Source organism: Aquitalea aquatica, from assembly GCF_013911085.1.
Taxonomy (GTDB): domain Bacteria; phylum Pseudomonadota; class Gammaproteobacteria; order Burkholderiales; family Chromobacteriaceae; genus Aquitalea; species Aquitalea aquatica.
Window position 1 is genome coordinate 61750 of record NZ_JACERN010000042.1, and the last position, 24879, is coordinate 86628.

Annotated in this window: 21 protein-coding genes; 17 read left to right on the forward strand and 4 right to left on the reverse strand. The window is 62.2% G+C overall.

The window, feature by feature from the left end; genetic code table 11:
* The first annotated feature begins 123 nt into the window (after window positions 1-123).
* The 6 genes from H2Z84_RS17985 (at window position 124) to ligK (ending at window position 6970) form a co-directional block, all read left to right on the forward strand.
* Window positions 124-1038 (forward strand): LysR family transcriptional regulator, encoded by a 915-nt coding sequence (locus H2Z84_RS17985; RefSeq protein WP_181837171.1) that lies wholly within the window; start codon window positions 124-126, stop codon window positions 1036-1038.
* Window positions 1039-1223: 185 nt separating this feature from the next.
* The gene (locus tag H2Z84_RS17990) at window positions 1224-2303 is read left to right on the forward strand and encodes a 4-oxalomesaconate tautomerase (RefSeq protein ID WP_258869473.1); all 1080 of its coding nucleotides are present in this window, start codon (window positions 1224-1226) and stop codon (window positions 2301-2303) included.
* An 83-nt stretch (window positions 2304-2386) separates the two neighbouring features.
* A complete protein-coding gene (locus H2Z84_RS17995; protein ID WP_103525945.1) occupies window positions 2387-3712 on the forward strand; it encodes an MFS transporter in 1326 nt (441 codons plus the stop codon).
* A 66-nt stretch (window positions 3713-3778) separates the two neighbouring features.
* Window positions 3779-5074 (forward strand): gallate dioxygenase, encoded by a 1296-nt coding sequence (locus H2Z84_RS18000; RefSeq protein ID WP_181837173.1) that lies wholly within the window; start codon window positions 3779-3781, stop codon window positions 5072-5074.
* 54 nt (window positions 5075-5128) lie between these two features.
* Complete coding sequence (locus H2Z84_RS18005) at window positions 5129-6154, forward strand: amidohydrolase family protein (RefSeq protein WP_181837174.1); 1026 nt, start codon at window positions 5129-5131, stop codon at window positions 6152-6154.
* Window positions 6155-6286: 132 nt separating this feature from the next.
* On the forward strand, window positions 6287-6970 hold the full coding sequence (ligK, locus tag H2Z84_RS18010) for a 4-carboxy-4-hydroxy-2-oxoadipate aldolase/oxaloacetate decarboxylase (RefSeq protein ID WP_181837175.1): 684 nt from the start codon (window positions 6287-6289) through the stop codon (window positions 6968-6970).
* Window positions 6971-7185: 215 nt separating this feature from the next.
* Here ligK and H2Z84_RS18015 read toward each other — a convergent pair whose 3' ends face one another.
* Window positions 7186-8343 (reverse strand): porin, encoded by a 1158-nt coding sequence (locus H2Z84_RS18015; RefSeq protein ID WP_181837176.1) that lies wholly within the window; start codon window positions 8341-8343, stop codon window positions 7186-7188.
* Between the two features lie 297 nt (window positions 8344-8640).
* Here H2Z84_RS18015 and H2Z84_RS18020 point away from each other — a divergent pair, with 297 nt between their 5' ends.
* Window positions 8641-10476 carry a tannase/feruloyl esterase family alpha/beta hydrolase gene (locus tag H2Z84_RS18020; protein ID WP_220272906.1) on the forward strand — a complete coding sequence of 612 codons (1836 nt, stop codon included), beginning with the start codon at window positions 8641-8643 and terminating at the stop codon, window positions 10474-10476.
* Between the two features lie 156 nt (window positions 10477-10632).
* On the opposite strand, the gene H2Z84_RS18025 is transcribed toward H2Z84_RS18020, so the two are convergent.
* Window positions 10633-11409 carry an AraC family transcriptional regulator gene (locus H2Z84_RS18025; protein WP_181837177.1) on the reverse strand — a complete coding sequence of 259 codons (777 nt, stop codon included), beginning with the start codon at window positions 11407-11409 and terminating at the stop codon, window positions 10633-10635.
* A 261-nt stretch (window positions 11410-11670) separates the two neighbouring features.
* Between H2Z84_RS18025 and H2Z84_RS18030 the strand changes: the two genes are divergently transcribed.
* The 5 genes from H2Z84_RS18030 (at window position 11671) to H2Z84_RS18050 (ending at window position 17784) form a co-directional block, all read left to right on the forward strand.
* Window positions 11671-12597 (forward strand): 4-hydroxyproline epimerase, encoded by a 927-nt coding sequence (locus tag H2Z84_RS18030; RefSeq protein ID WP_181837178.1) that lies wholly within the window; start codon window positions 11671-11673, stop codon window positions 12595-12597.
* A 67-nt stretch (window positions 12598-12664) separates the two neighbouring features.
* The gene (locus tag H2Z84_RS18035) at window positions 12665-13612 is read left to right on the forward strand and encodes a dihydrodipicolinate synthase family protein (protein ID WP_181837179.1); all 948 of its coding nucleotides are present in this window, start codon (window positions 12665-12667) and stop codon (window positions 13610-13612) included.
* A gap of 84 nt (window positions 13613-13696) precedes the next feature.
* Complete coding sequence (locus H2Z84_RS18040; RefSeq protein WP_181837180.1) at window positions 13697-15268, forward strand: aldehyde dehydrogenase (NADP(+)); 1572 nt, start codon at window positions 13697-13699, stop codon at window positions 15266-15268.
* A gap of 3 nt (window positions 15269-15271) precedes the next feature.
* Complete coding sequence (locus H2Z84_RS18045) at window positions 15272-16534, forward strand: NAD(P)/FAD-dependent oxidoreductase (protein WP_181837181.1); 1263 nt, start codon at window positions 15272-15274, stop codon at window positions 16532-16534.
* A 101-nt stretch (window positions 16535-16635) separates the two neighbouring features.
* Window positions 16636-17784 carry a branched-chain amino acid ABC transporter substrate-binding protein gene (locus H2Z84_RS18050; protein ID WP_181837182.1) on the forward strand — a complete coding sequence of 383 codons (1149 nt, stop codon included), beginning with the start codon at window positions 16636-16638 and terminating at the stop codon, window positions 17782-17784.
* 147 nt (window positions 17785-17931) lie between these two features.
* Here the strand turns inward: H2Z84_RS18050 and H2Z84_RS18055 are convergent, their stop codons facing one another.
* Together H2Z84_RS18055 and H2Z84_RS18060 are read right to left on the reverse strand one after the other, a co-directional pair.
* The gene (locus H2Z84_RS18055) at window positions 17932-18780 is read right to left on the reverse strand and encodes a 23S rRNA (adenine(2030)-N(6))-methyltransferase RlmJ (RefSeq protein ID WP_181837183.1); all 849 of its coding nucleotides are present in this window, start codon (window positions 18778-18780) and stop codon (window positions 17932-17934) included.
* 50 nt (window positions 18781-18830) lie between these two features.
* Window positions 18831-19577, reverse strand: a complete 747-nt coding sequence (locus H2Z84_RS18060; protein ID WP_181837184.1) for a tRNA pseudouridine(65) synthase TruC — start codon at window positions 19575-19577, stop codon at window positions 18831-18833.
* 6 nt (window positions 19578-19583) lie between these two features.
* Between H2Z84_RS18060 and H2Z84_RS18065 the strand changes: the two genes are divergently transcribed.
* The 5 genes from H2Z84_RS18065 to H2Z84_RS18085 all read left to right on the forward strand — a co-directional run bounded on the left by H2Z84_RS18065 (window position 19584) and on the right by H2Z84_RS18085 (window position 24792).
* Window positions 19584-19796 (forward strand): hypothetical protein, encoded by a 213-nt coding sequence (locus tag H2Z84_RS18065; RefSeq protein ID WP_181837185.1) that lies wholly within the window; start codon window positions 19584-19586, stop codon window positions 19794-19796.
* A 272-nt stretch (window positions 19797-20068) separates the two neighbouring features.
* Window positions 20069-21073 (forward strand): BMP family lipoprotein, encoded by a 1005-nt coding sequence (locus H2Z84_RS18070; RefSeq protein WP_181837186.1) that lies wholly within the window; start codon window positions 20069-20071, stop codon window positions 21071-21073.
* A 127-nt stretch (window positions 21074-21200) separates the two neighbouring features.
* Window positions 21201-22727 carry an ABC transporter ATP-binding protein gene (locus tag H2Z84_RS18075; RefSeq protein ID WP_181837187.1) on the forward strand — a complete coding sequence of 509 codons (1527 nt, stop codon included), beginning with the start codon at window positions 21201-21203 and terminating at the stop codon, window positions 22725-22727.
* Complete coding sequence (locus tag H2Z84_RS18080; protein ID WP_181837188.1) at window positions 22724-23830, forward strand: ABC transporter permease; 1107 nt, start codon at window positions 22724-22726, stop codon at window positions 23828-23830. Before H2Z84_RS18075 ends, H2Z84_RS18080 begins: the two co-directional genes overlap by 4 nt.
* A complete protein-coding gene (locus tag H2Z84_RS18085) occupies window positions 23830-24792 on the forward strand; it encodes an ABC transporter permease (RefSeq protein WP_181837189.1) in 963 nt (320 codons plus the stop codon). Before H2Z84_RS18080 ends, H2Z84_RS18085 begins: the two co-directional genes overlap by 1 nt.
* Window positions 24793-24879 lie beyond the last annotated feature (87 nt).

The window sequence follows — 24879 nt, forward strand, 5'->3', positions numbered from 1 at the left end:
GTTTTTTTGCTTTGTGGGGCATTCTGCGGCTAAGGTGCGATTCATCAAAGATGCTAAAACTGTGCTGGCGATCCGCTTTGTTGATCGCCAGAGCCGGTGGGAATGACTGGTGAGGAGGGAAGAATGAAACTGGCAACACTGGCGGCGCTGATCGCTGCCGTGGAAGAGGGCAGCATGCGTGCGGCAGCCCGGCGGCTTGCTTGCTCGCAACCGGCGCTGACCCGGATGATCCGTGAACTGGAGCTGGAACTGGCTGCGCCATTGCTGGTGCGCTCCTCACGCGGGGTGCAGCCCACGGCGCAAGGCCGGGTGTTGTATGAGCGGGCGGTGCGGGCGCGCCACGAGCTGGATGCCGCAGCCGATGAAATCAGCCAGATCGGTGGTCATCTGGTGGGCAAGCTGCATATTGGCGCAGTGCCATTGGCCGTGATGCTGCTGATACCGGAGGCCATGCGCACCTTTGTGCGTGAGTTTCCGCAGATTCAACTGCGCATCAGCGAAGAGCTGTATGTGGCGCAATTGCAAAAACTGCGTAGCGGCGAGGTCGACATCACCGTGGGTGGCATTCCGGATGACCTGTCTGCCGGCGAGTTCTATGTTGAGCCCTTGCTGGCCACCACAATGATTCCGACCGCACGCAAGGGCAGCCGCTGGTTGCAAGCAAAGAGTTTGCAGGATTTACAGCAGGCACCCTGGGTGTATGCCGGTACCAACAGCCATTCCGGTTATGCACGGGCCCTGTTCGAACGCAATGGCCTGGAGGCACCGCAGCAAGGCGCGCTGGTCAATTCCACCCTGGCCTTGCTGTCGCTGGTGTCCACTGGCGATTACGTGGCCTTGCTGCCGCAGCAGATCGCCCACCAGCCATGGCTGGCCAATTATGTCGCCCCCATTGCACTGGCCGAAGCCGGCCTGCCGCTGCAGGTGGGCGCCATCTTGCGTCAGGAGCTGGCACTGGCCCCGGTGGTACGCCATTTGCTGACCCATCTGCATCGCGCTGCCCATCACATCAATCGCGGCGACAGCCTGTTGTCCTGAGCATTCCCGCGTGCGCGGCGAGCAAGCTGCCGCCGCTTGCGCCGGCGGGCGGCCATCGGAAAAACTGGCTGGCCGCTGTCACAAAATGAGAATGCACAGTCACGAAGGGGCAAAGTCGGCCCGGCTCCCTCCGCATATATTGTTGGAACGAAAAGAAATTTGCCCAGGCAATGCGGAGGATGAGCATGAATTCGACAGCACGATACGGTGGCCTGCAGGCGCTACCCTGCGTGTGGATGCGCGGCGGTACGTCCAAGGCGGCATTCTTTCACGCGGCAGACCTGCCAGCCGACCCGGCCAGCCGTGATCGCCTGCTACTGGCCGCCATGGACGGCAGTGACTTGCGCCAGATCGACGGCATTGGCGGTGCCCATCCGCTGACCACCAAGATCGCCATCATTTCTCCCTCCAGCCGTGACGATGCCGATATCGATTATCTGTTCGGCCAACTGGTGATCGGGGCCAATCGCATCGATTACGCGCCCACCTGCGGCAATATCCTGGCCGGGGTGGCGCCGTTTGCACTGGAAGAGGGGCTGCTGCCCTGTGCCGACGGTGAAACCCGCGTGCGCATTCACATGGTGAATACCCAGTCACTGTGTGAAGCCGTGCTGCCCACCCCGGGCGGCAAGGTGAGCTACCAGGGTACTACCCGCATCAGCGGCGTACCCGGCAGTGCCGCCGCCATCGAACTGCGTTTTGCCGATGTGGCCGGCTCCTCCTGCGGAGCGCTCTATCCCACCGGGCAGGCGCAGGATGTGGTCAACGGTGTTCCGGTTACTTGCACCGACAACGGCATGCCGGTGGTGCTGCTGCGGGCTGCCGATCTGGGCATCAGCGGCTATGAAAGCCCGGCCGAGCTGGACGCCCACGACAGTTTCAAGCAGCAGCTGGAAGCCATCCGCCTGGCCATCGGCCCGCGCATGGGGCTGGGCGATGTCAGCCATCGCGTGGTGCCCAAGATGACGCTGATTGCCGCGCCGATTGCTGGCGGGGCCATTCATACCCGTACTTTCATTCCGAAAAAATGCCACGACGCCATTGGCGTGCTGGGCGCTGCCTCGGTGGCCACCGCCTGTGTCGACCCGGCCACGGTGGCCGCTGGCCTGGCCGTGCTGGCTGGCGGTGAGGCGGTTTCGGTGGAGCACCCCAGCGGTGAATTCACCATCCGCCTGACGCCGCAAGGCGATGCCGCACCTGCGGTGGCGCTGATCCGTACCGCTCGACCGCTGTTTCGCGGAGAGGTATTGCTGCCGCGTGGCTAGACGCGGCTGATTTCATAGACTGACAAGAAAAAATCATGTGGCGCGGCACGATCTGCGCCCAACGTTCGCAACAGGAGAGATTCATGAAACAAGCTGAAGTACTGGACGTGCGCGAGTTTATCAACGCGCGCAAGATGTCGGCCTTTCAATGGGGGCTGGTGGTCTTGTGTTTTCTTATCGTGGCCGTGGATGGCATGGATGTGGCCATCATGGGCTTTGTTGCGCCCAGCATTCTGGGTGAGTGGCATATCTCGCGTCCGGCCTTTGGTGTGGTGATGGGCGCTGCGCCCATCGGCCTGGCGGTGGGTGCCTTGCTGGCCGGCTCTTCGGCGGACTGGTTTGGCCGGCGCAAGGTGTTGCTGGGCTCGGTACTGGGCTTTGGCCTGGCCACGCTGGCCACGGCTCATGCCACCAGCCCGCAAGGGATGGCCGCGCTGCGCTTTGTCACCGGCCTCGCGCTGGGTGCCGCCATGCCCAATACCACTACGCTGATCTCCGAATACATTCCGGAGCGCATTCGTTCTTCGGTGATTGCCACCATGTTTACCGGCTTCAATCTGGGGTCGGCGGCCATCGGCTTTGCCGCTGCCTGGCTGACTCCGCGCTTTGGCTGGCAGGCGGTGCTGACCTTTGGTGGCCTGATGCCGCTGATCCTGCTGCCTTTCATGTTCTTCCTGCTGCCTGAATCCGCCCGTTATCTGGTGGGCAAGGGCGCACCGGCCGAGCGCGTGCGCCCGCTGCTCGCGCGCGTGTGCCAGGTGAAGCTGGACAGCTATCAGGTATTTGTTTCGCAAGAAGCCCCGGTCAGCGCCAAGCAACCGTTGGGCGTGCTGTTTTCCCGCGGTTATGCGCTGAAAACCTTCAGCCTGTGGCTGACCTACTTCATGGGCCTCTTGGTGATCTACCTCACCACCAGTTGGCTGCCCACCATGATGAAGGACGCCGGCATCTCGATCGACCGTGCCTCCACCCTGACCGCGATGTTCCAACTGGGTGGCACCGTGGGCGCCATCGTGGTGGGCTTTGCCATGGACCGCATCAAGCCCAGCCGCGTGATCAGCGCGTCTTACTTGCTGGGCGGCGTGGCGCTGCTGGTACTGGGTAGCAGCGGCTTGAATTCGGCCTGGATCGTGCTGGCCATCCTGGCCACCGGCTTCTGCCTGAGTGGCGCACAAACCGGCCTCAATGCTTATGCCCCCGGCTGCTATCCCACCATGGCCCGTGCCACGGGTGTGAGCTGGATGCTGGGCGTCGGCCGCCTGGGCAGCATTCTGGGTTCGTCCATCGGCGGCGTGCTGCTGAGCCTGGGCTGGGGTTTCGAGTCCATCTTCCTCGCGCTGGCGATTCCGGCGGTGATTGCCGCAGCGGCCATTTTGGGCGGTAACCGGCAAGGCAGCGCGCAAGCCTGATTTTTCACTACGGCGGCGGTAGTGCGGCTACCGCCCTTGCACTCAATAACACAAGGCAGACTTGATATGGCAACTATCATCGGCGGCATCGCCTGTTCCCATACTCCGACCATCGGCTTCGCGGTGGACCGCAACAAGCAGGACGACCCGGTATGGGCGCCCATTTTTGAGGCCTTTGCCCCGGTCAAGGCCTGGCTGGCTGAGAAAAAGCCGGATGTGCTGTTCATGATTTACAACGACCATGTCACGTCTTTCTTTTTCGACCATTACTCCGCCTTCACCCTGGGCATAGACCAGCGTTACGAAGTGGCGGACGAGGGCGGTGGCGCACGCGATCTGCCGCCGGTGGCCGGCCACGCCGCGCTGTCGCGCCATATCGGCCACAGCCTGATGGCAGCCGAATTCGACATGTCCTTCTTCCAGGACAAGAAGCTGGATCACGGCTGCCTGTCGCCGCTGTCCATGCTCAACAATGGCAAGAGCGACTGGGATGTGCCCATTGTGCCGCTGGCCGTGGGGGTGTTGCAGTTCCCGGTGCCGTCCGCCGCGCGCTGTTACAAGCTGGGCAAGGCGCTGCGCGATGCCATCGAAAGCTATCCGGAAGACCTGAAAGTGGCCATCGTCGCTACCGGCGGCCTGTCGCATCAGGTGCATGGTGCGCGCTGCGGCTTCAATAACCCGGAATGGGATCTGCAGTTCCTGGAACTGTTCGAAAAAGATCCGCAGGCGCTCACCCGGCTGACGCTGGCCGACTACGCCGAGTTGGGCGGCATGGAAGGGGCGGAAGTCATCATGTGGCTGATCATGCGCGGCGCGCTGTCGGCACAGGTAAAGAAAATCCACCAGACCTACTACCTGCCGTCGATGACCGGCATTGCCACCGCCATTTACGAAAACGCCAGCCTGCCGCTGCCCAAGCCGCGCACGGCCGACCTACGTCATGCCATGGAGCGTGAACTGGCTGGAGCGGAAGCCCTCAGCGGCACCCATCCCTTCACGCTGGAAACCAGCCTGCGCACCTATCGCCTGAATAAATTCCTGCGCGACATGGTCGACCCGGCACACCGCGAACTGTTCCTTAACGACCCGCAAGCGGCGTATGCCAAGGCCGGGCTGACGGCCGAAGAGGCTGACATGCTGCAGCGGCGCGACTGGGATGCGCTGATCCGCTACGGGGTGATTTTCTTTGGCCTGGAAAAACTAGGTGCGGTAGTGGGTGTGTCCAATCTGCATATTTACGCCGCCATGCGCGGCCAGACGCTGGAGCAATTCCAGGCCACCCGCAATGCGCCGGGCGCGCTGTATTCGGTCACCGGCAAGGATGCTGGCGCACTGGCCTGGGACCAGAACAAGCAGGGCTGAGCATTGCACAGCCGCTGCCCACAGGGCGGCGGCAAGACAACAAGGAATCACACCATGATCATCGACATCCACGGTCACTACACCACCGCCCCCAAGGCGCTGGAAGACTGGCGCAAACGCCAGATCGACAACCTCGCCACCCCGGAGCTGGGCCCCAAGCCGTCCGAACTGAAGATTTCCGACGACGAGTTGCGCGACACCATCGAAAGCAACCAGCTGCGGCTGATGAAGCAGCGCGGCTCCGACCTCACCATCTTCAGCCCGCGCGCCAGCTTCATGGCCCACCACATCGGCGACTTCAACACCTCTTCCACCTGGGCGGCCATCTGCAACGAGCTGTGCTACCGCGTCAGCCAGCTGTTTCCCGACAACTTCATCGGTGCCGCCATGCTGCCGCAGTCGCCCGGTGTGGACCCGGCCACCTCCATCCCGGAGCTGGAACGCTGCATCCAGGACTACGGCTTTGTCGGCATCAACCTTAACCCGGACCCGTCCGGCGGCCACTGGACCAGCCCGCCGCTGTCCGACCGGCAGTGGTACCCCATCTACGAAAAAATGGTGGAGTACGACATCCCGGCCATGGTGCATGTGTCCACCAGCTGTAACTGTGCCTTTCACACCACTGGCGCGCATTATCTGAATGCGGACACTACCGCCTTCATGCAATGCCTGACCTCCGACCTGTTTACTGACTTCCCCACGCTGCGCTTTGTCATTCCGCATGGCGGCGGCGCCGTGCCTTACCACTGGGGCCGCTTCCGCGGGCTGGCGCAGGAAATGAAAAAGCCGCTGCTCAAGGACCATTTGCTGAACAACATCTTCTTTGACACCTGCGTCTACCACCAGCCGGGCATCGACCTGCTGACCAAGGTCATCCCGGTGGACAACGTGCTGTTTGCCAGCGAAATGATTGGCGCGGTGCGCGGTATCGACCCGGAAACCGGCCACTACTACGACGACACCAAGCGCTACATCGAAGCGGCGGCGCTGACGGATGCCGAGCGCAAGCAAATCTTTGAAGGCAATGCCCGACGCGTGTATCCGCGACTGGATGCCGCCCTGAAAGCCAAGGGCCTGTAAGGCAGATAGAAGCCCCGCTCCTACGTTGCGCCGCCTTGCCGTACCACACGTACTGTCTGCGGCGGCGCGCCTTGACCCAGGGCTTCTTCGCAAAAAATGTGATGCTCATCACGAATTAAGAAAGACAACACCATGTACGAACTCGGAGTCGTTTACCGCAATATCACCCGCGCCGACCGCGCTGCCGCCGATGCGCTGGCTGCGCTGGGTTCGGCCACCGTGCACGAAGCCATGGGCCGCGTCGGCCTGCTCAAGCCCTATATGCGCCCGATCTTTGCCGGCAATCAGGTCTCCGGCACCGCCGTCACCGTGCTGCTGCAACCGGGCGACAACTGGATGCTGCACGTGGCGGCCGAACAGATTCAGCCCGGCGACATCGTGGTGGCAGGTGTCACTTCGGAATGCACCGACGGTTATTTTGGCGACCTGCTGGCCAGCAGCTTCCAGGCACGCGGCGCACGGGCGCTGATCATCGACGCCGGGGTACGCGACGTCAAAACCCTGCAGGAAATGGACTTCCCGGTATGGAGCCGCGCCATCAGCAGCAAAGGCACCATCAAGGCCACGCTGGGCTCGGTGAATATCCCGGTGGTGTGTGCCGGCATGCTGGTGCATCCGGGTGATGTCATCGTGGCGGACGACGACGGCGTGGTGTGCGTACCGGCGGCGCGTGCGGCCGAAACCCTGGCGGCGGCGCAAAAGCGCGAATCGTTCGAAGGGGAGAAGCGCGCCAAGCTGGCCTCGGGCGTGCTGGGGCTGGACATGTATGCAATGCGCGAGCCGCTGGCCAAGGCCGGCCTGCGTTATATCGACTGACGTTTGCTGGCGTAAACGTCACTCTCTGTGTTGGCCACCCTGCGGGGTGGCATTTTTATGGGAAGCCGTGTGGTGAAGGGGCAGGGCAGCTTTGTGCCCTGCGTGTTGATGGCCGCAGCCTGGCTGGCCCTTGTCCGCCATGGGCAAGAAAAACGGCTGGCATGAGCCAGCCGTTGTCGAGTATTTGCTGCCAGCAGGACTGGCAGCCACACCGGTCAGAAGGCAGTGGACATGCCCACGCCAACGGTGTGCAGGGTATTGCCTTTGCCAATGTCCACCGCGCTGCTGCTGGTGGTGAGCGGGCTGAAGCCGAAGTTGGCGTTTTGCAGTGCGCCATTGCTCAGGCGGGTGGCATAGGTGTAAAAGCTGGTGCGCTTGGTGGCGGCATAGCTCGCGCCCAATACCCACTGTGTGGCCTTGTAGTCGTCGGCATTGCTGGCATTGTTCAGGCTGCCCAGCTTGCTGTACGAGGCTTTCAGCGCCAGGCGTTCGCTCAGCGGCTGGCTGATGCCTACTGTCCAGCCAGTCTGGGTCTGGGTTTGGCCGCCGGTGGCGGATTCATAGCTGCCACGTTCCACCCCGGCACCCACCAGTGTGCCCGTGCTGCTGAAAGTCCATTGTGCCAGCAGCTTGGCGAAGTCGACATGCTTGCCACTGGCGGCAGTGCCGGCGTTGCTTTGCTCGTAGCCGGCGGTATCAAACTGGCGATCCCAGCCGAAACCGGCCTTGAACGGACCATCGCCATATTTCACCGCCAGGCTCAGGCGGCTGCGGTTGGTGTTGTTGGTCTGGGTTTCATCCACGCCGTAGGATACGCCGCCCTGCCAGCCGGACAGAGTGGGCGATACATAATGCACCGAGTTTTTCAGGCGGGTTTCGCCACGGCTGAACAGCTGGTAGAAGCCCGGTCCGGTGCCCCAGCTATCGGCAATGGTGCCGGCCATGACGTCGATGCCGAAGTCGGCGGTACTGCCTACCAACGATTTGTAGACGGTATCGTTATAACCGGCAATCAGGCGGCCATACTGCTCGCTGGCCAGGCCGACAAAACTGTTGCGGGTGGCCAGGGTGGCGCTCTGGCCCCAGTCGGTCGTGCCGCCCTGTTCGAAGTTGCGCAGGCTGGATTCCACCTGCCAGATCGCTTTCAGGCCATTGCCCAGGTCTTCATTGCCACGAAAGCCGATGCGGGAGTTGTTGTCAGTGACGCGGGTGGTTGTGGTTTTGCTGCCGCCGCTGCCGCCGGACGCGCCTACCGACTCCAGCGAGGCGCTGATGACGCCATACACGGTGACACTGCTGTCTTCGGCATGGACGCTCAGGGTGGTGAGTACGGCACAGGCGGCCAGGCTCAGTTTGAAAGTGGATTGCTGCATGGTTTCTCCTCTATCGCAGAACTGCAATGCGTTGTTGTGACAATTCTTGTTATTGCAGGCAGTAATCTAGGGCAGGGGAATGGGGGCTGTGTTGCCAATCAGTGAACCTGCGTTGCCGTGTTATGTCGCGCTGCCGGCGGGGCGCTGCGCCAGGCATGTGTCATGGGCTATGCTGTGTTTCCAGGGTGGTATTGTCGTGTGTAAAGGCAGGCAAAGTGCGGCAAAACTGCATGACTGACTGGCGGTTGAATGATAGTAATTCCCGTTTGATCCGGATGTGAAACAGGAGTGTGCAAAGTGAACAATCCCAATCGTGCTGGTGCTCGAGTGCTGAGCCGCCGGCGCTATCTGCCCCTGCTAGCCTGGCTATCGCTGCTGTGTACGGTACTGTTGCCGCAACTGGCGCAGGCGGCTGATTATCAAAGCCTGCCGCCACAGCCGGCGCTGATCAGTTGTAGCGCATTGGGTCAGCAGGCTTTGAATGGCGTGGCCGATGCGCCGGTCAGCATCAGCAATGCCAGTGTGGTGGCAACACCCAAGGGTGATTTTTGCAAGGTGGAAGGGACCATCGCCCCGGCCATCGGCTTCGAGGTAGACCTGCCGCTCAAGGGCTGGACCCAGCGTTATCTGCAAGGCGGTTGCGGCGGCCTGTGTGGCATGACCCGCGTGGGCATCAGCAATGCTGGCCGTTGTGGCCCGGCGCTGAATGGCGAATTCGTGGTGTCAGGCAATGACATGGGCCACAAGGGCTCGATGACGGGCCCGGATCAGGCCAGTTTCGGGGCTGATCCACAAAAACGCATCGACTTTGCCTACCGCGCCAATCACCAGACCGCGCTGGTGGCCAAGGCCTTGATCAAGGCCTTTTATGGCCAGCCTGCACGCTTTGCCTATTTCGTCGGCTGCTCCGATGGTGGCCGTGAAGCCTTGATGGAGGCGCAGCGTTATCCGGATGACTTTGACGGTGTGGCAGCCGGCGCGCCGGCAGCCTTGTTCCAGCTGCAAAATTCGCTGTATCACGCCTGGAATGTGGTGGCCAATCAGCGTGCGGATGGCAGTAACATCCTGCTGCAAAACCGGCTGGGCATTCTGCACCGTGCCGTGCTGGCGCATTGCGCCGAGGGTTCCGGAGTAAAGGACGGCCTGCTGCAAGACCCGCTCAGCTGCAAGGTGGACCCGGCCTGGGCACAGTGCCCGGCCGCTGCCAAGGACAGCAGCCAGTGCCTGAGCGCCGAAGAAGTGGCGGTGGCACGCAAGCTGTATGACGGCCCGCTGGATGCCGCCGGCCGCCGCCTGACGATAGGCGGTGCCTTGCCGGGGTCCGAGCTGCAATGGATGCTGCCCAATAGCGCAGCAGGCAAGTCGATGAGTCAGGACATGGCCTCGCTGGCTATCAGCTACCTGATCCTGCCGCAGGTGGACCTGGCCATGGGCAATCTGCAACAGCTGCGGTTTGATGACGCCACCTTCCAGAAACTAGCCCAGCTGGCTCCCCTGTACAACGCTGCCAATACCAATCTGCTGCCCTTCCAGCGACGTGGCAGCAAGCTGATTCTGTGGCACGGGCTGGCGGATACCTCGATTACGCCTGCCGTGTCGCTGGCCTATTACCAGGGCGTGCAGCAACAGCTGGGCGCAGCGGCTACCGACAGCTTCATGCGCTTGTTCCTGCTGCCCGGGGTAAGCCACTGCGGTGGTGGTGATGGCTATAACCAGGTAGATGTGCTCAGCCCGCTGATGGCATGGACCGAGCTGCAGCACGCGCCGGAGGCGCTGATTACCGGCAAGCTGGCGCAGCCCGAGCCGGATTTCATGGCGGGCCCGCCACCGGGCAAGCTGCCGGCCAAAGGCAAGCCTGGCCTGGCACCGCCCACCTTGCATCTGCCAATCATGGCCAGCAGCCCGCTGGCCAAGCCGTGGGCGGCACTGAAGGCCACCCGGCCGGTGTATCCGTGGCCGCAGATTGCACGCTATAGCGGACAAGGCGATGTCAACGACGCCGCCAGCTATCAGCCAGCGCGCTCGGCCCTTGCCTTGCCGCTGGATTTCAACAGCCTCGCCACCAGCCTTATCGGCCCTGACAATCAGCAGGACAATGCCGCCAGTGCTCAGCGCCTGTCGCCGGCGCAATAAAGCGGCGGCACCTGCGACAAGGAGTGGGTGAACTTGCCGCTGCCCGAGCGGCCGGGCTGAGCCCGGCAGCCGGGGCGGGTGCTCAGCCCGCTGCTGCAGCTGCCTGGTCGTGCAGGAACAAGGCCCCCGCCGCACAGCGGGGGCCTTGTGCATGGTTCAGTCCTGTCCGGTGGCCTGGCGATACTGGCGCGGGGTAAGGCCGGTGAGTGCCTTGAACTGGCGGCTGAAGGCACTGTGGTCGGTGTAGCCGCAGTGCAGGGCGACATCGGTGATGGGCATGTCGCTATGCAGCAGGCGGTGCGCATGTTCCAGCCGGGCCTTGTGAATCATTTGGCGTGGTGTCAGATGAAACACCTTTTTGCAGTAGCGCTCCAGCTGGGCGGCGGACACGCCGGCAATGGCGGTGAGCTCTGCCATGCTGAGCGGGCGGTTGAAGTGCTGGCGAATGAATTCATCCACCGCCACCAGCCGCTTGTAGGCCGGGTGGGTCTTGCTGGCTGCTTGCAGGTCCAGCGAAATGCCGATCAGCCCGATGATTTCATTGGCCTGGCTGTATAGTGGCCATTTGTAGGTCAGGCACCAGCCGGGTTCGCGGTTCTTGAACAGGTGCAGTTCCAGCTGGCTTTCCAGTACCAGTCCACCCTCCAGCACTTTCATGTCCTGCGCGGTATAGACCGGCCCCAGTTGGGCTGGAAACACCTCGGCACTGGTCTTGCCCAGCAGCGGTTGCAGGCTTTTCAGGCCGCAGCGTTCCACCAGTGTCTGGTTGGCCACCAGATAACGCGCCTGACGATCCTTGATGAAGATGGCTGCATTCGGGATCAGGTCCAGCACCGGCAGCAGCGGCCCCAGCCCTGCCAGCAGTGCAGCAATGGACGGCGGGCGCATGGCTTCCTGCCAGCGCGCGATGGTTTCCAGCGTATCGCCAGTCATTCTTTCCCCTTTGCCTTGCCTCCCCTCAGCGGGGGAGTTTTTATCCCGGAAACAGTAATTGTGCTGATTTCGTCATTGTCGCTGATGATAACCATCAAGATTCCGGGCCGCAATGCAGCCATTCTATGCAGGTGCTGACGAAGACGGATGCGGCACGAAGATGCAATGGAATCAAGGCACTGCACGGCATGGCCGCGCACGCTCCGCGCCTTGTGCATCTGCCCGCCATCCGTCATTCACGTTTCTGGAATGGATAGGTATATGCAAGAGATACACATCATCGATTCCCACACCGGGGGCGAACCCACCCGGCTGGTGATGCAAGGATTCCCCGCGCTGGCCGGTGGCAGCATGGCCGAGCAGCGCGACGCACTGCGCCAGCAGCACGACCAGTGGCGGCGCGCCTGCCTGCTGGAGCCGCGCGGCAGCGAAGTGCTGGTGGGGGCACTGTATTGCGCCCCCGTGTCGCCGGATGCCACTTGCGGGGTGATCTTCTTCAACAACACCGGTTATCTGGGTATGTGCGGCCACGGCACCATCGGCCTGATCGCCTCACTGCATTACCAGGGCCTGATTGCACCGGGCGTGCACAAGATCGACACCCCGGTTGGCCCGGTCAGTGCCACCCTGCATGCCGACGGCGCGGTCACTCTGGGTAATGTGCCGGCCTACCGTTACCGCCAGCAAGTGGCGGTGGAGGTGCCAGGTTATGGCGTATTCCATGGTGATGTTGCCTGGGGCGGAAACTGGTTCTTCCTGGTGGCCGAGCACGGCATGACGCTTGAAATGGCCAATGTGGAGGCGCTGACCACCTTTACCTGGGCCATGCTCAAGGCGCTGGAAGCGCAAGGCATTACCGGGGCCGATGGCGCGCTGATCGACCACGTTGAGCTGTTCGCCGACGATGCCGAGGCCGACAGCCGCAACTTTGTCATGTGCCCAGGCAAGGCCTATGACCGCTCGCCTTGCGGCACCGGCACCAGCGCCAAGCTGGCTTGTCTTGCCGCCGACGGCAAGCTGGCCGAAGGCGAACACTGGGTACAGGCCAGCATTACCGGCAGCCAGTTTGTCGGTCATTACCAGCGCGAGGGCGAACTGATTCGCCCCTTCATTACCGGCCGCGCCTACGTCACCGCCAACAGCATGCTGCTGATCGACGAACAAGACCCTTTCGCGTGGGGCATTTGAGCCCGCACGCCGGATGCCCGGCATCCTTTCCCCACACACACGCATGAATGCTGCAAGGAGCAAAACAATGAGCGACAACATTTTCACCGGTTGCATCCCGGCCCTGATGACCCCGTGTACTGCAGAGCGCAAGCCGGATTTTGACGCACTGGTAGCCAAGGGCCAGCAACTGATTGCCGCCGGCATGAGCGCCGTGGTGTATTGCGGCTCGATGGGCGACTGGCCGCTCTTGACCGAAGCCGAGCGTCAGGAAGGCGTGGCCCGGCTGGTGGCTGCCGGTGTGCCTACCATTGTCGGCACCGGTGCGGTGAATACCCGCGAGGCGGTGTCCCATGCCGCGCATGCCGCCCGTGTTGGCGCACATGGCCTGATGGTGATTCCGCGCGTGCTGTCGCGTGGTGCATCACCGGCTGCCCAGAAAGCCCATTTCTCCGCCATCCTCGCTGCCGCGCCAAACCTGCCGGCGGTGATCTACAACAGTCCCTACTACGGCTTTGCCACCCGTGCCGACCTGTTCTTCGAACTGCGTCGCAGCTATCCCAACCTGATCGGTTTCAAGGAGTTCGGTGGTGCGGCCGACATGCGCTATGCCGCCGAGCACATCACCTCGCAGGATGATCAGGTCACCCTGATGGTGGGGGTGGATACCCAGGTGGTGCATGGCTTTGTCAATTGCAATGCCACCGGCGCCATCACCGGTATCGGCAATGCGCTGCCGCGCGAGGTGCTGCACCTGGTGGCCCTGAGCAAGGCGGCCGCCAAGGGCGACGCCACCGCTCGCCGTCAGGCGCGCGAGCTGGAATCCGCGCTGGCGGTGCTGTCCTCCTTCGATGAAGGCTGCGATCTGGTGCTGTATTACAAGTACCTGATGGTGCTGAACGGTGACACCGAATACAGCCTGCACTTTAACGAAACCGACGTGCTGAGCGAAGCCCAGCGCCGCTATGCCGAAACCCAGTACACGCTGTTCCGCGAGTGGTATCGCAACTGGTCGGCCGGCCTGAATGTGGCCTGAGCCTGTCTCTGACTACCTGTGCCATGCCGCTGTGGCGTGGCCGGGTTTACCTCATTAGCAGTCATCGAAGGTGCAGGAAACCATATGAATCTGACAGGCAAGATGCTGATTGGCGGACAAGCTGTTGCCGGCATGCGCGAGGCTAGCCACGGGATTGACCCCGCCAGCGGGTTGGCGCTGGAGCCGGCCTATGCCGGTGCCGATGCGGCACAGCTGGCGCAAGCCTGCGCGCTGGCCTGGGCTGCGTTTGATGTCTACCGCGAAACCACGCCAGCGCAGCGGGCGCAGTTGCTGGAAACCATTGCCGAGGAAATCGAAGCGCTGGGCGATGCGTTGATTGAACGCGCCATGCAAGAAACCGGCCTGCCACGCGCCCGCTTGCAGGGCGAGCGTGCCCGCACCTGCGGCCAGCTGCGCAGCTTTGCCCGTACCGTTCTGGCTGGCGAATGGCTGGATGTACGGGTAGACCCGGCCCAGCCGGCACGCCAGCCGCTGCCGCGTGCCGACCTGCGCCAGCGCCAGATCCCGCTGGGGCCGGTGGCGGTGTTCGGTGCCAGCAATTTCCCGCTGGCGTTTTCGGTGGCCGGTGGCGATACCGCCTCGGCGCTGGCGGCCGGTTGTCCGGTTATCGTCAAGGCGCACAGTGCTCACCCCGGCAGCAGCGAGCTGGCCGGACAAGCCATCGTGCGGGCGCTGGCCCGCTGTGAGCTGCCTGCCGGGGTGTTCGCCCTGCTGTTTGGCAGTGGCCGCGCAGTGGGGCAGGGTCTGGTGGGCGATCCGCGTATCAAGGCCGTGGGCTTTACCGGATCGCGTGCTGGCGGTCTGGCGCTGTGTCGGGCGGCGCAGAATCGCCCGGAGCCGATCCCGGTCTATGCCGAAATGAGTTCCACCAATCCGGTATTCCTGTTGCCCGCTGCCTTGCAGGCCCGTGGGGATGCGCTGGCACAGGGTTTTGTCGGCTCGCTGACGCTGGGGGCAGGGCAGTTCTGTACCAATCCCGGTCTGCTGATCGCCGTACAGGGGCCCGCGCTGGAGCGTTTTGTCGCCAGAGCGGCCGATCTGCTGCAACAAAGCGCGGCGCAAACCATGCTCACGCCTGGCATCTGGGCCGCGTATCAGGCCGGAGCGGACAGCTTGTCCACCCATGCCGCGACAGTCGCCTGCGGCCTGCCCGCCAGTGGGCCAAACCAGTGCCAGGCGCTGCTGCTGCGGGTGAGTGCAGCGGAATACCAGGCCAATCCGGCCTTGCAGGCCGAGGTGTTCGGCGCGGCCGCGCTGATTGTGCAATGCCGCGATGAAGCAGAATGCCTGCAACTGGCCGAGGCGCTGGAGGGCCAACTGACTGCCACCTTGCAACTGGAAGACGGCGATATCGCACTGGCGCGCAGCCTGTTGCCGGTGCTGGAGCGCAAGGCCGGCCGCATCCTGGTCAACGGCTGGCCTACCGGGGTTGAGGTGTGCGATGCCATGGTGCATGGCGGGCCGTTCCCGGCGACATCGGATGTGCGTTCTACCTCGGTGGGGACTGCTGCCATCCAGCGCTTCCTGCGCCCGGTGTGCTATCAGGACCTGCCGGATGTACTGCTGCCGCCAGCCCTGCAGCATGGCAATCCGCTGGCTTTGCGCCGGCTGGTGGATGGTATGAGGGAGGCCTGAGTCATGGCGCAATTCCTTGCACCGGGAGATGAGGTCATCGTGGTGGGGGCTGGTGTGGTCGGTATCGCCATTGCGCTGCAACTGCGACTGGCCGGGTTTGCCGTCACCCTGCTGGACCGTGGCGAACCGGCCATGGAAACCAGCTATGGCAATGCCGGAGCCTTTGCCATCAGCGACGTGATTCCACTGGCAGAACCCGGCGTGCTGCGCAAGGTGCCGGGCTGGATGCTGGATCCGCTGGGACCGCTGGCCCTGCGCTGGCGCTACCTGCCCAGCCTGATGCCCTGGTTGCTGCGCTTTCTTGCCGCCAGCCGCCCCAGCAAGGTGGCCACGCTCACCCGCGATCTGTCCGCCTTGCTTGGGCGTGTGAATGATGACTACGCCGCGTTGATCGGAAATGCCGGGCTGGAGCATATGTGGCGACGCCACGGCAACCTCACCCTGTATCGCAATCAGCAGGAGTTCGACACCGCGCTGCCTGCATGGCAGGAAAAGGGTCGTCACGGTGTGCAGTGGCAGGCCTTGTCACGCAGCCAGCTCTTGGAGCAGGAGCCCTTGCTGGCCGAGGAGTGGCAATGCGGGGTACGGGTGCCGGACTGGTCGCATGTGGACGACCCCTACATCTTCAGCCGCGGCCTGTTCGATGCCTTCATCCGTGCCGGTGGGCGCTTTGTGCAGGATGAGGTGCTGGCTACGGTCGCTGGGGACGGGCGTGTGAGCGGGGTGGAAACAGCCAGCCATGGCCGCCTGTCGGCAGCCTCCACGGTGATTGCCTGCGGCGTGTGGAGCGATCGCTTTACCCGTCAGCACCGTTACCGCGTGCCACTGGAAAGCGAGCGCGGCTATCACGTCAATCTGCCCTGTGCCGGGGTGAAGCTGCACCACTTCATCCAGTGCGCCAGTGAGAGCTTTGTCATTCTGCCCATGGCGGGTGGCGGCCTGCGCCTGGCCGGTACGGTGGAGCTGGCACACCGCGATGCCGCGCCCAACTGGCGGCGCGCCCACATCCTGCTGGACAAGGCCCGGCGCATCGTCGGCGACTTTTCCACCGAAGACATGACGGTATGGATGGGCAACCGTCCCTCGCTGCCGGACACCCTGCCCATCATCGGCCCGGCGCCGCAGCAGGCCGGTTTGTGGTTTGCCACCGGCCACGGCCATCTGGGCCTGACGCTGGCGGCCACTACCGCCGTGCTGTTGTGCGACATGCTGCAAGGGCAGGGCCCGGCACTGGATATGCAGCCCTACCGGCTATCTCGTTTTTGATCCTGTCAGACACCGGCGCAGACCGGTCATGACGGGGGAGCAGTAGCAGGGGAAACCAGCGGGTTTCTCTTGAATAAATGCAGCATCAAAGGAGAAATGACATGGCACAGAAGAAACTGTTTGCAGAAATGAACTGGGTGGTGGCGCTGGGCGGCATGATGATGCCGTTTGCCATGGCGGCCGTCCATGCCGATACGGTGGTGAAAATCGGCTTTTCCTCGCCGCTGTCCGGCCCGCAGGCCCACTATGGCAAGGACAATGAAAACGCCACCAAGATGGCGATTGACGACGTCAATGCCAAGGGACTGCTGGTGGGCGGGCAGAAGATCAAGTTTGAGCTGGTGTCCGAAGACGACCAGGCCGACCCGCGCGTTGGCACCCAGGCCGCGCAGCGGCTGGTGGATGCCGGAGTGAAAGCCGTGATCGGCCACTTCAATTCCGGGGTGTCGATTCCGGCTTCGCGCATTTATTCGGAGGCAGGCATCCCGCAGCTGTCGGTGTCCACCAATCCGGCTTACACCCAGCAAGGCTATAAAACCACCTTCCGTCTGGTGGGCAGCGACAGCCAGATTGGCGGCTCGCTGGGGCAGTTCGCCGTGAAAACGCTGAAGGCCAAGAGCATTGTGGCCATCGACGACCGCACAGCTTACGGCCAGGGCATTGCCGACGAGTTCGTCAAGGCGGTGACCGCCAATGGCGGCAAGGTGTTGCGTCGTGAGTTCACCTCGGATAAGGCCACCGATTTCACCTCCATCCTCACCGCAGTGAAGGCGGTCAATCCGGAAGTCATCTTCTACGGCGGGGCCGATGCCCAGGCTGCGCCGATGGCCAAGCAGCTCAAGCGGCTGGGATTGAAAGCCAAGCTGATGGGCGGTGACATGATGAACACGCCTACCTTTATCCAGCTGGCAGGTGCCGATGCCGCCGGGCATTACTCGGCCGTGGCTGGCGGCATCCTGTCAGCCCGTCCGGCCGGCAAAGAGTTTGAGCGTCGCTACAAGGAGCGCTTCCATCAGGACGTGGTCTTGCTGGGGCCGCAGTTCTACGACGGGGTGATGCTGGTGGCCGAGGCCATGAAGCAGGCCGGCTCGGTGGAGCCAGCCAAATACCTGCCCAAGCTGGCTGCCATCCGCTACAGCGGCGTGACGGCGGATTTTGCCTTTGCCCCCAATGGCAATCTGCTCAAGGCACCGGTCACCCTGTCCGTAGTCAAGAACAATGCCTGGGCGGTGCAAACCGTGGTGCGCTAGGTGTAACGGCTTCTGCGGTATTCCCCTGTAGTTCTCATCAGTCTCATGCTTGGGCTGGCTGCCATCTGGCAGGCCAGCCGTTTTTTATGGTTGGCCGGGCAGCAAAAAGGCCATCGCGCAGGATGGCCTTGTCGGTGGCACTGTCTGTTACAGATCGCCGCCGGTCTCCAGGATGAAGCTGGCCTTGGCATCCTGGCCTAGCTGCTCCACCAGATAGGGCAGCACTTCCTTCAGTGTGGCGGGCAGGGTCCACGGCGGGTTGAGCAGGAACATGCCGCTGCCGTACATGCCAAAGCCGTCGGCAGAGGGTGCTTGCACGTGCAGCTCGGCGCGCAGCCAGCTCTTGGCCGGCAGCTTTTTCAGTTCTTTGGGCAGTTCTTTCATCTCGGCGCGCTGCAGGCAGGGATACCACACGGCGTAAATGCCGGTGGCAAAGCGCTTCAGGCCTTCTTTCAGTGCGGTCACCACATGCTGGTAGTCGCGCTTGTCTTCGTAGGGCGGGTCGATCAGCACCAGGCCACGGCGCGGCGGTGGCGGCAGAATGGCCTTGATGCCTTCAAAGCCATTGGCCTGTTGCAGCTGGGTGCGGCGCGGCTGGCCGCCAAAGTTCTGCTCCAGCAGCTGGAAATCAGTAGGGTGCAGTTCGAACAGGCGCAGCTTGTCGCTTTGCGGCATCACCGCGGCGGCACACCAGGGCGAGCCGGGATAGAAACGCAGCTCACCATCCGGGTTCATCTCGCGCACCACATCCACATAAGCCGCCACGGCGGGCGGCAGGTCGCTACGCTCCCACAGGCGGGCAATGCCGCTCAGGTATTCGGCATTCTTGGCGGCATAGCCTTCGTGCAAGGCGTAGCCGCCGGCTCCGGCGTGGGTGTCGATATACCAGTAGGGTTTGTCTTTCTGGCCCAGGTAGTCCAGCACGGCAATTTCAATCAGGTGCTTGAGCACGTCGGCGTGGTTGCCGGCGTGAAAGGCGTGGCGATAACTCAGCATGCATCAGCTTTCTAAGACAATGGCGGCATTGTAGCGGATTTGGGCGCGCCTCAGACGGCCGGCAGCCAGCTGGCGGGGATGGCATCTGCCCAGCCCAGTGCGCGTACCACGCTGGCAAAGTCCTCCGCCAGCGGGCAAGTCAACTGGATGGCCGCACCTGTCACCGGGTGGCTGATCTGCATTTCCATGCAGGCCAGCAACATGCGCTGGCTGCCAAAGTGCTCGGCAAACATGCGGTTATGCACGCCTTTGCCGTGAGTGGCATCGCCGATGATGGGGTGGGCAATATGCTTCATGTGGCGGCGCAGCTGATGGCGGCGGCCGGTCAGTGGCGACAGCTCCATCAGTGCATAACGGCTGCTGGGGTAGCGGTCCACGGCAATCGGCAGCTCCACCGTGGCCAGGCGGCGGTAGTCGGTTTGTGCTTCCTGCGGGCCTTGTTCCACCTTTTCACCCAGCCAGGCCAGGTCATCCACGCGGCGGCTGAGTGCGTGGTCGATATGGCCGGCTTCGACCGGATGGCCGCGCACCACCGCCAGATAGCGCTTGCTCACTTCCTGGCGTTCGAATTGCCAGCTCATCGCCTTGGCACTTTCCTTGTCCAGGGCAAACAGCAGTACGCCAGAGGTGCCCTTGTCCAGCCGGTGTACCGGGTAGACGCGCTGACCGATCTGGTCACGCAATAGCTGGATGGCAAAGCGGGTTTCGTGGCGGTCCAGCTCGGAGCGGTGCACCAGCAGGTTGGACGGCTTGTGGATGGCGATCAGCTGCTGGTCGCGGTAGAGAATGGGTAGCATGGCGGTGTGGATGAGGCGAAGGCGGCGATTGTAGGGCTTTGCCGGCGGCTTGGATATGCGAAAGGCGAGGCCGTGGCCGAATTGCGACAGCCATACGGTCAAATTTCGCCGGTCAGCGGCATTGACAGTGACTTCTTGCGCTTGCCTCAGGAAAACGTCATATTTTGTGATCCGGTCATGCAAATAGGCATAAATTTGCTGCGCGCTGCGGTTTTTTAACGCCGGATCATTGCGAATTCAGCCCCTCAATTACCAGCTTTGCGACAAGGTATTTCAAAGTGGAGAGGAAATTGTTTACAGTCAATTTCCCGGTCATTACAATTCGCCGCGCCCACCAAATTGAAATACTGCCTTGTCGGCTGACATCGGTTTAGCCATAAGCAGGTGATGGGTGCAAAATAGCCAATGCGGAAGGTGGGGCTTCCCGATGGTGCATGAACAGGCTAGCGTCCGCTCGTGCATGTTGACCAACAAAACCAAGAGTTCCTGATATGACCATCCAACTGAAACGAGCAAGCCTTGCCGTCGCCCTGTCCATGCTGGCCGGTGCCACCTTTGCCAAGGACTTCACCCCGGCCGTGATCTACGATCAGGCCGGCAAGTTTGACAAGAGCTTCAACGAAGCGGCGTTCAATGGCGCAGAGCGTTTCAAGAAGGAATTCAAGATCAGCTATCGTGAAGGCACCATTGCCTCCGAAGCACAAAAGGAACAGCTCCTGCGCAACTTGGCGCGCAAGGATGCTGACCTGATCGTGTCTGTCGGCTTCTCCTTCACCCAGGCGGTAGAAACCGTGGCCAAGGAATTTCCCAAGGTGAAATTCACCATCATCGACTCGGTGGCCAAGGGTCCGAACGTACAGAGCATCGTGTTCAAGGAACAGGAAGGCTCCTTCCTGGTGGGTATGGCCGCTGCTATGGCCTCCAAGTCCGGCAAGGTCGGTTATATCGGTGGCATGGATGTGCCGCTGATCCGCGCCTTTGGCTGTGGCTATGTGCAGGGCGCCAAGTACGCCAACAAGAAGGCTGAAGTCATTCAGAACATGACCGGCACCACCCCGCAGGCCTTCAACGACCCGGCACGTGGTACCGAACTGGCCAAGAGCCAGTTTGATCGCGGTGTTGACGTGGTGTTCGCTGCTGCCGGCGGCACCGGCCTGGGCGTGCTGCAGGCTGCCAAGACCGCCAACAAGCTGTCCATTGGCGTGGATAGCAACCAGAACCACCTCTACCCGGGCTATGTGCTGACCTCCATGGTCAAGCGCGTGGACAATGCCGTGTACGACACATTCAAGTCCGCCCGCGACGGCAGCTGGAAGCCGGAAGTCAAGGTCATGGGCCTGAAGGAAGGCGGCGTGGACTGGGCGCTGGACAGCAATAACCGCAAGCTGATTTCTGCCGACATGGAAAAGAAAATCGGCGCAGCCAAGAAGGACATCATCAGTGGCAAGCTTAGCGTGGTCGACTACCGCGCCAGCAATAGCTGCCCGGTGAAATAAGTCTATTTGAAGATATTTTCCCGGTCGCGGCCCGGGAGGACTGCAGGCACGATGGCTCAGGCTATCGTGCCTGTTTGGTTCTGGCGGGGCCGCCGACCGGATTCATGGAAATCGGGGAAATACGGGCATGACTGATTTCGCCATCGGGCTCAACGGCATCTGCAAGCGCTTTGGCGCAGTGCAGGCCAATCGCGATGTCTCAATGAACATCGCCAAGGGCTCCATACACGGCATCATCGGCGAGAACGGCGCGGGCAAATCCACCCTGATGAGCATTCTGTACGGCTATTACCAGGCCGACAGCGGCAGCATCACGGTCGATGGGCGGGAAGTGCGCATCCGCAATAGCCAGGAGGCCATCCGCCTGGGCATCGGCATGGTGCATCAGCATTTCATGCTGGTGGACAACTTCACCGTGCTGGAAAACATCGTGCTGGGCGCCGAAGGCGGCCTGCTGCTCAAGCAGGGCCTGGCCAAGGCGCGCGAACATCTGCAGGCGCTAAATCGTGATTACTCACTGGAGGTGGATCCGGACGCCATCGTTGGCGAGCTGGGTGTTGGCCTGCAACAGCGGGTGGAAATTCTCAAGGCGCTGTATCGCGGGGCCGACGTACTGATTCTGGACGAGCCGACAGCCGTGCTGACGCCGCAGGAGGCCGACCACCTGTTTTGCATTCTGCGTGCGCTGCGCGAGCAGGGCAAGACGGTGATCCTGATCACTCACAAGCTGCGCGAGGTGATGGATATCACCGACGCGGTCAGCGTGATGCGTGCCGGCACCGTGGTGGGCAATGTCCGCACGGCGGATGTCGACAAGGAAAAGCTGGCCGACCTGATGGTAGGGCGCAAGGTAACGCTGAAGGTGGACAAGGCCGAACGCGAGCCCGGTGCTGCGGTGCTGGACGTGCGCCAGCTGTGCCTGACCGATGCGCGCGGTGTCAAGCTGCTGGACGATTTGAATTTCCAGGTGCGTGCCGGTGAGATCGTCGGCATTGCCGGGGTGTCCGGTAACGGCCAGTCCGAGCTGCTGGAAGTGCTGGCCGGCATGCTGGAGCCGACTTCCGGTGAAATCCGCTATCAGGGGGCGGATCTGCTACAGGAAAAATCCAGCCAGCCGCGGGCGGCGCTGTACCGCAAGAAGGGCATTGCCCATGTGCCGGAAGACCGTTCGCGCGAGGGGCTGGTTAAGTCTTTCCCCATGTTCGAGAACGCCATTCTTGGCTATCACGACGACAAGAGCGTCAGCAAGGGTGGCTTGTATTCTCGCCAGGCGCTGCTGGCGCGCACGCGCGATTTCATCCGTCAGTTTGATATCCGTCCGGACAATGCCCAGCTGCGCGTGGGCTTGCTGTCAGGTGGCAATCAGCAAAAAGTGGTGCTGGCGCGTGAAATTCACGCCAATCCAGAACTGCTGCTGATCGGCCAGCCGACGCGTGGCGTGGACATCGGTGCCATCGAGTTCATCCACAAACGGCTGGTGGAACTGCGTGATGCCGGCAAGGCCATCCTGCTGGTGTCGGTGGAACTGGAAGAGATTCTGGCCTTGTCCGACCGCATTCTGGTGATGGCCGGCGGGCAGATTAGCGGCGAAGTGGCGGCCAGGGATGCCGACACCATTTCGCTGGGTTTGTTGATGGGGGGGCACAAACATTGAAATTCGGACAACCGTCCACATTGCCGCGCTGGGCACAGCTCACTGTGCTGCCGGCATTGAATCTGCTGGCCGCCTTGCTGGTGACCGGTTTCGTGACCTGGATGATAGGCGAAGATCCGTGGGAATGCCTGCAATTGCTGGTCAGTGGTGCCTTCGGTAGTGGCGAGGGCATAGGCTACACCCTGTTCTACACCACCGGTTTCATCTTTACCGGGCTGGCGGTGGCCACGGCTTTTCATGCCGGGCTGTTCAATATCGGTGGCGAAGGGCAGGCCTATCTGGCTGGCCTGGGGGTGACGCTGGTGGTGCTGGCGTTTGATCACACCCTGCCGCCGATTGTGCTGGTGCCGCTGTGCATTCTGGCTGCCATGGGCTTTGGTGCGGCCTGGGCCTTCATTCCGGGCTGGCTGCAGGCACGCCGTGGCAGCCACATCGTGGTTACCACCATCATGTTCAACTTCATCGCTTATTCGCTGATGTTGTATTTGATTGGCCATCACCTGATCGAAGCCGGTTCGCAAAACCCCACCACCCGCGAGTTTGGCCAGGCTTCATGGATTCCTGCCATTCATCAGGTGGCTGCCGGCATGGGCATCAGCCTGCCCAGCACGCCGCTGAACCTGACTTTTGTCATGGCGCTGCTGGCCTGCGGCCTGTTTTACCTGCTGGTGTGGCATAGCCGCTGGGGCTTCCAGCTGCGTACGGTGGGCGTGAACGAGAGCGCCGCCCGCTATGCCGGCATCAATGTCAGCAAGACCATCATCCTGGCGATGTGTGTGTCTGGTGCGCTGTCCGGCTTTGCCGCCATCAACGAGCTGCTGGGTTCCACCCACCGCATGAATGTGTCCTTCACCAATGGCGTGGGTTTTGTCGGCATCGCCGTGGCGCTGATGGGACGTAACCATCCGGTGGGCATCATTCTGTCGGCCCTGCTGTTTGGCGGCCTGACCCAGGGCGGGCTGGAGCTGTCGTTTGAAAAGCCGGTGATTACCCGCGAAATGATCATCTTCATCCAGGGCCTGATCATCCTGTTCTGCGGCGCGCTGGAAAACCTGTTCGAGCCGTTTATTGCCGGCCTGTTCAAGCGCAAGGAGGACAAATAATGGAGCAGCTGTTCAGCTTGCTGGACTCAACCATCCGGGTGGCTACGCCGCTGGTGCTGGCGGCACTGGCCGGCATGTTCTCCGAGCGCTCCGGCGTGGTGGACATCGGCCTGGAAGGCAAGATGCTGGTGGCGGCTTTTGCCGCTGCTGCCGCTGCCTTTGTCACGCATTCTCCCTGGCTGGGGCTGCTGGCCGGCATCATGGCCTCGGTCAGCCTGGCCATGGTGCATGCTTTTGTTTCGGTCACCTATAACGGCAATCAGTTGATCTCCGGCATGGCCATCAACACCATTGCCTCCGGCATCACGCCGGTGCTGGGGCTGGCCTGGTTCCAGCAGGGCGGCAATACCCCGCAGCTGGATGACGATTCACGCTTCCACGACATCAGCCTGCCGTTTGCCGATGCGCTGTCGAATGTCCCAGTCATTGGCCATCTCTACAGCAAGCTGCTGTCCGGGCACAGCATACTGGTTTACCTCACCATCCTGATCATTCCCGTGGTGAGCTGGGTGGTATATCGCAGCCGTTTTGGCCTGCGCCTGCGTGCGGTGGGTGAAAATCCGCATGCGGCGGATACTGCGGGCGTGTCGGTGGCGCGGGTACGCTATATCGCCCTGTTCTGGGGTGGCGTGCTGTGCGGGGTGGCCGGTACTTTCCTGTCGGTATACCAGACCGGCAGCTTCATCAAGGAAATGACCGCCGGCAAGGGCTTTCTGGCACTGGCTGCGCTGATTTTCGGCAAGTGGCGTCCGCTGCCGGCGGTATTGGGCTGCCTGTTGTTTGCCTTTGCCGACGCCTCGCAGATCCGGCTGGAAGGGGTGGATTTGCCTATCGTTGGCCAGATTCCCTCGCAGGCCATCCAGGTGATTCCTTATGTGCTGACGGTATTGTTGCTGGCCGGCTTTGTCGGCCGAGCCGTGGCACCCAAGGCCATTGGCGTGCCGTTTGTAAAATCACGCTAAGCAGTAAAATCGGCCGCCTCTGGCGGGCTGCAGGAAAAACCGGCTTTGGCCGGTTTTTTTACGTCGCCATGCTGCTGGGCTGATGCT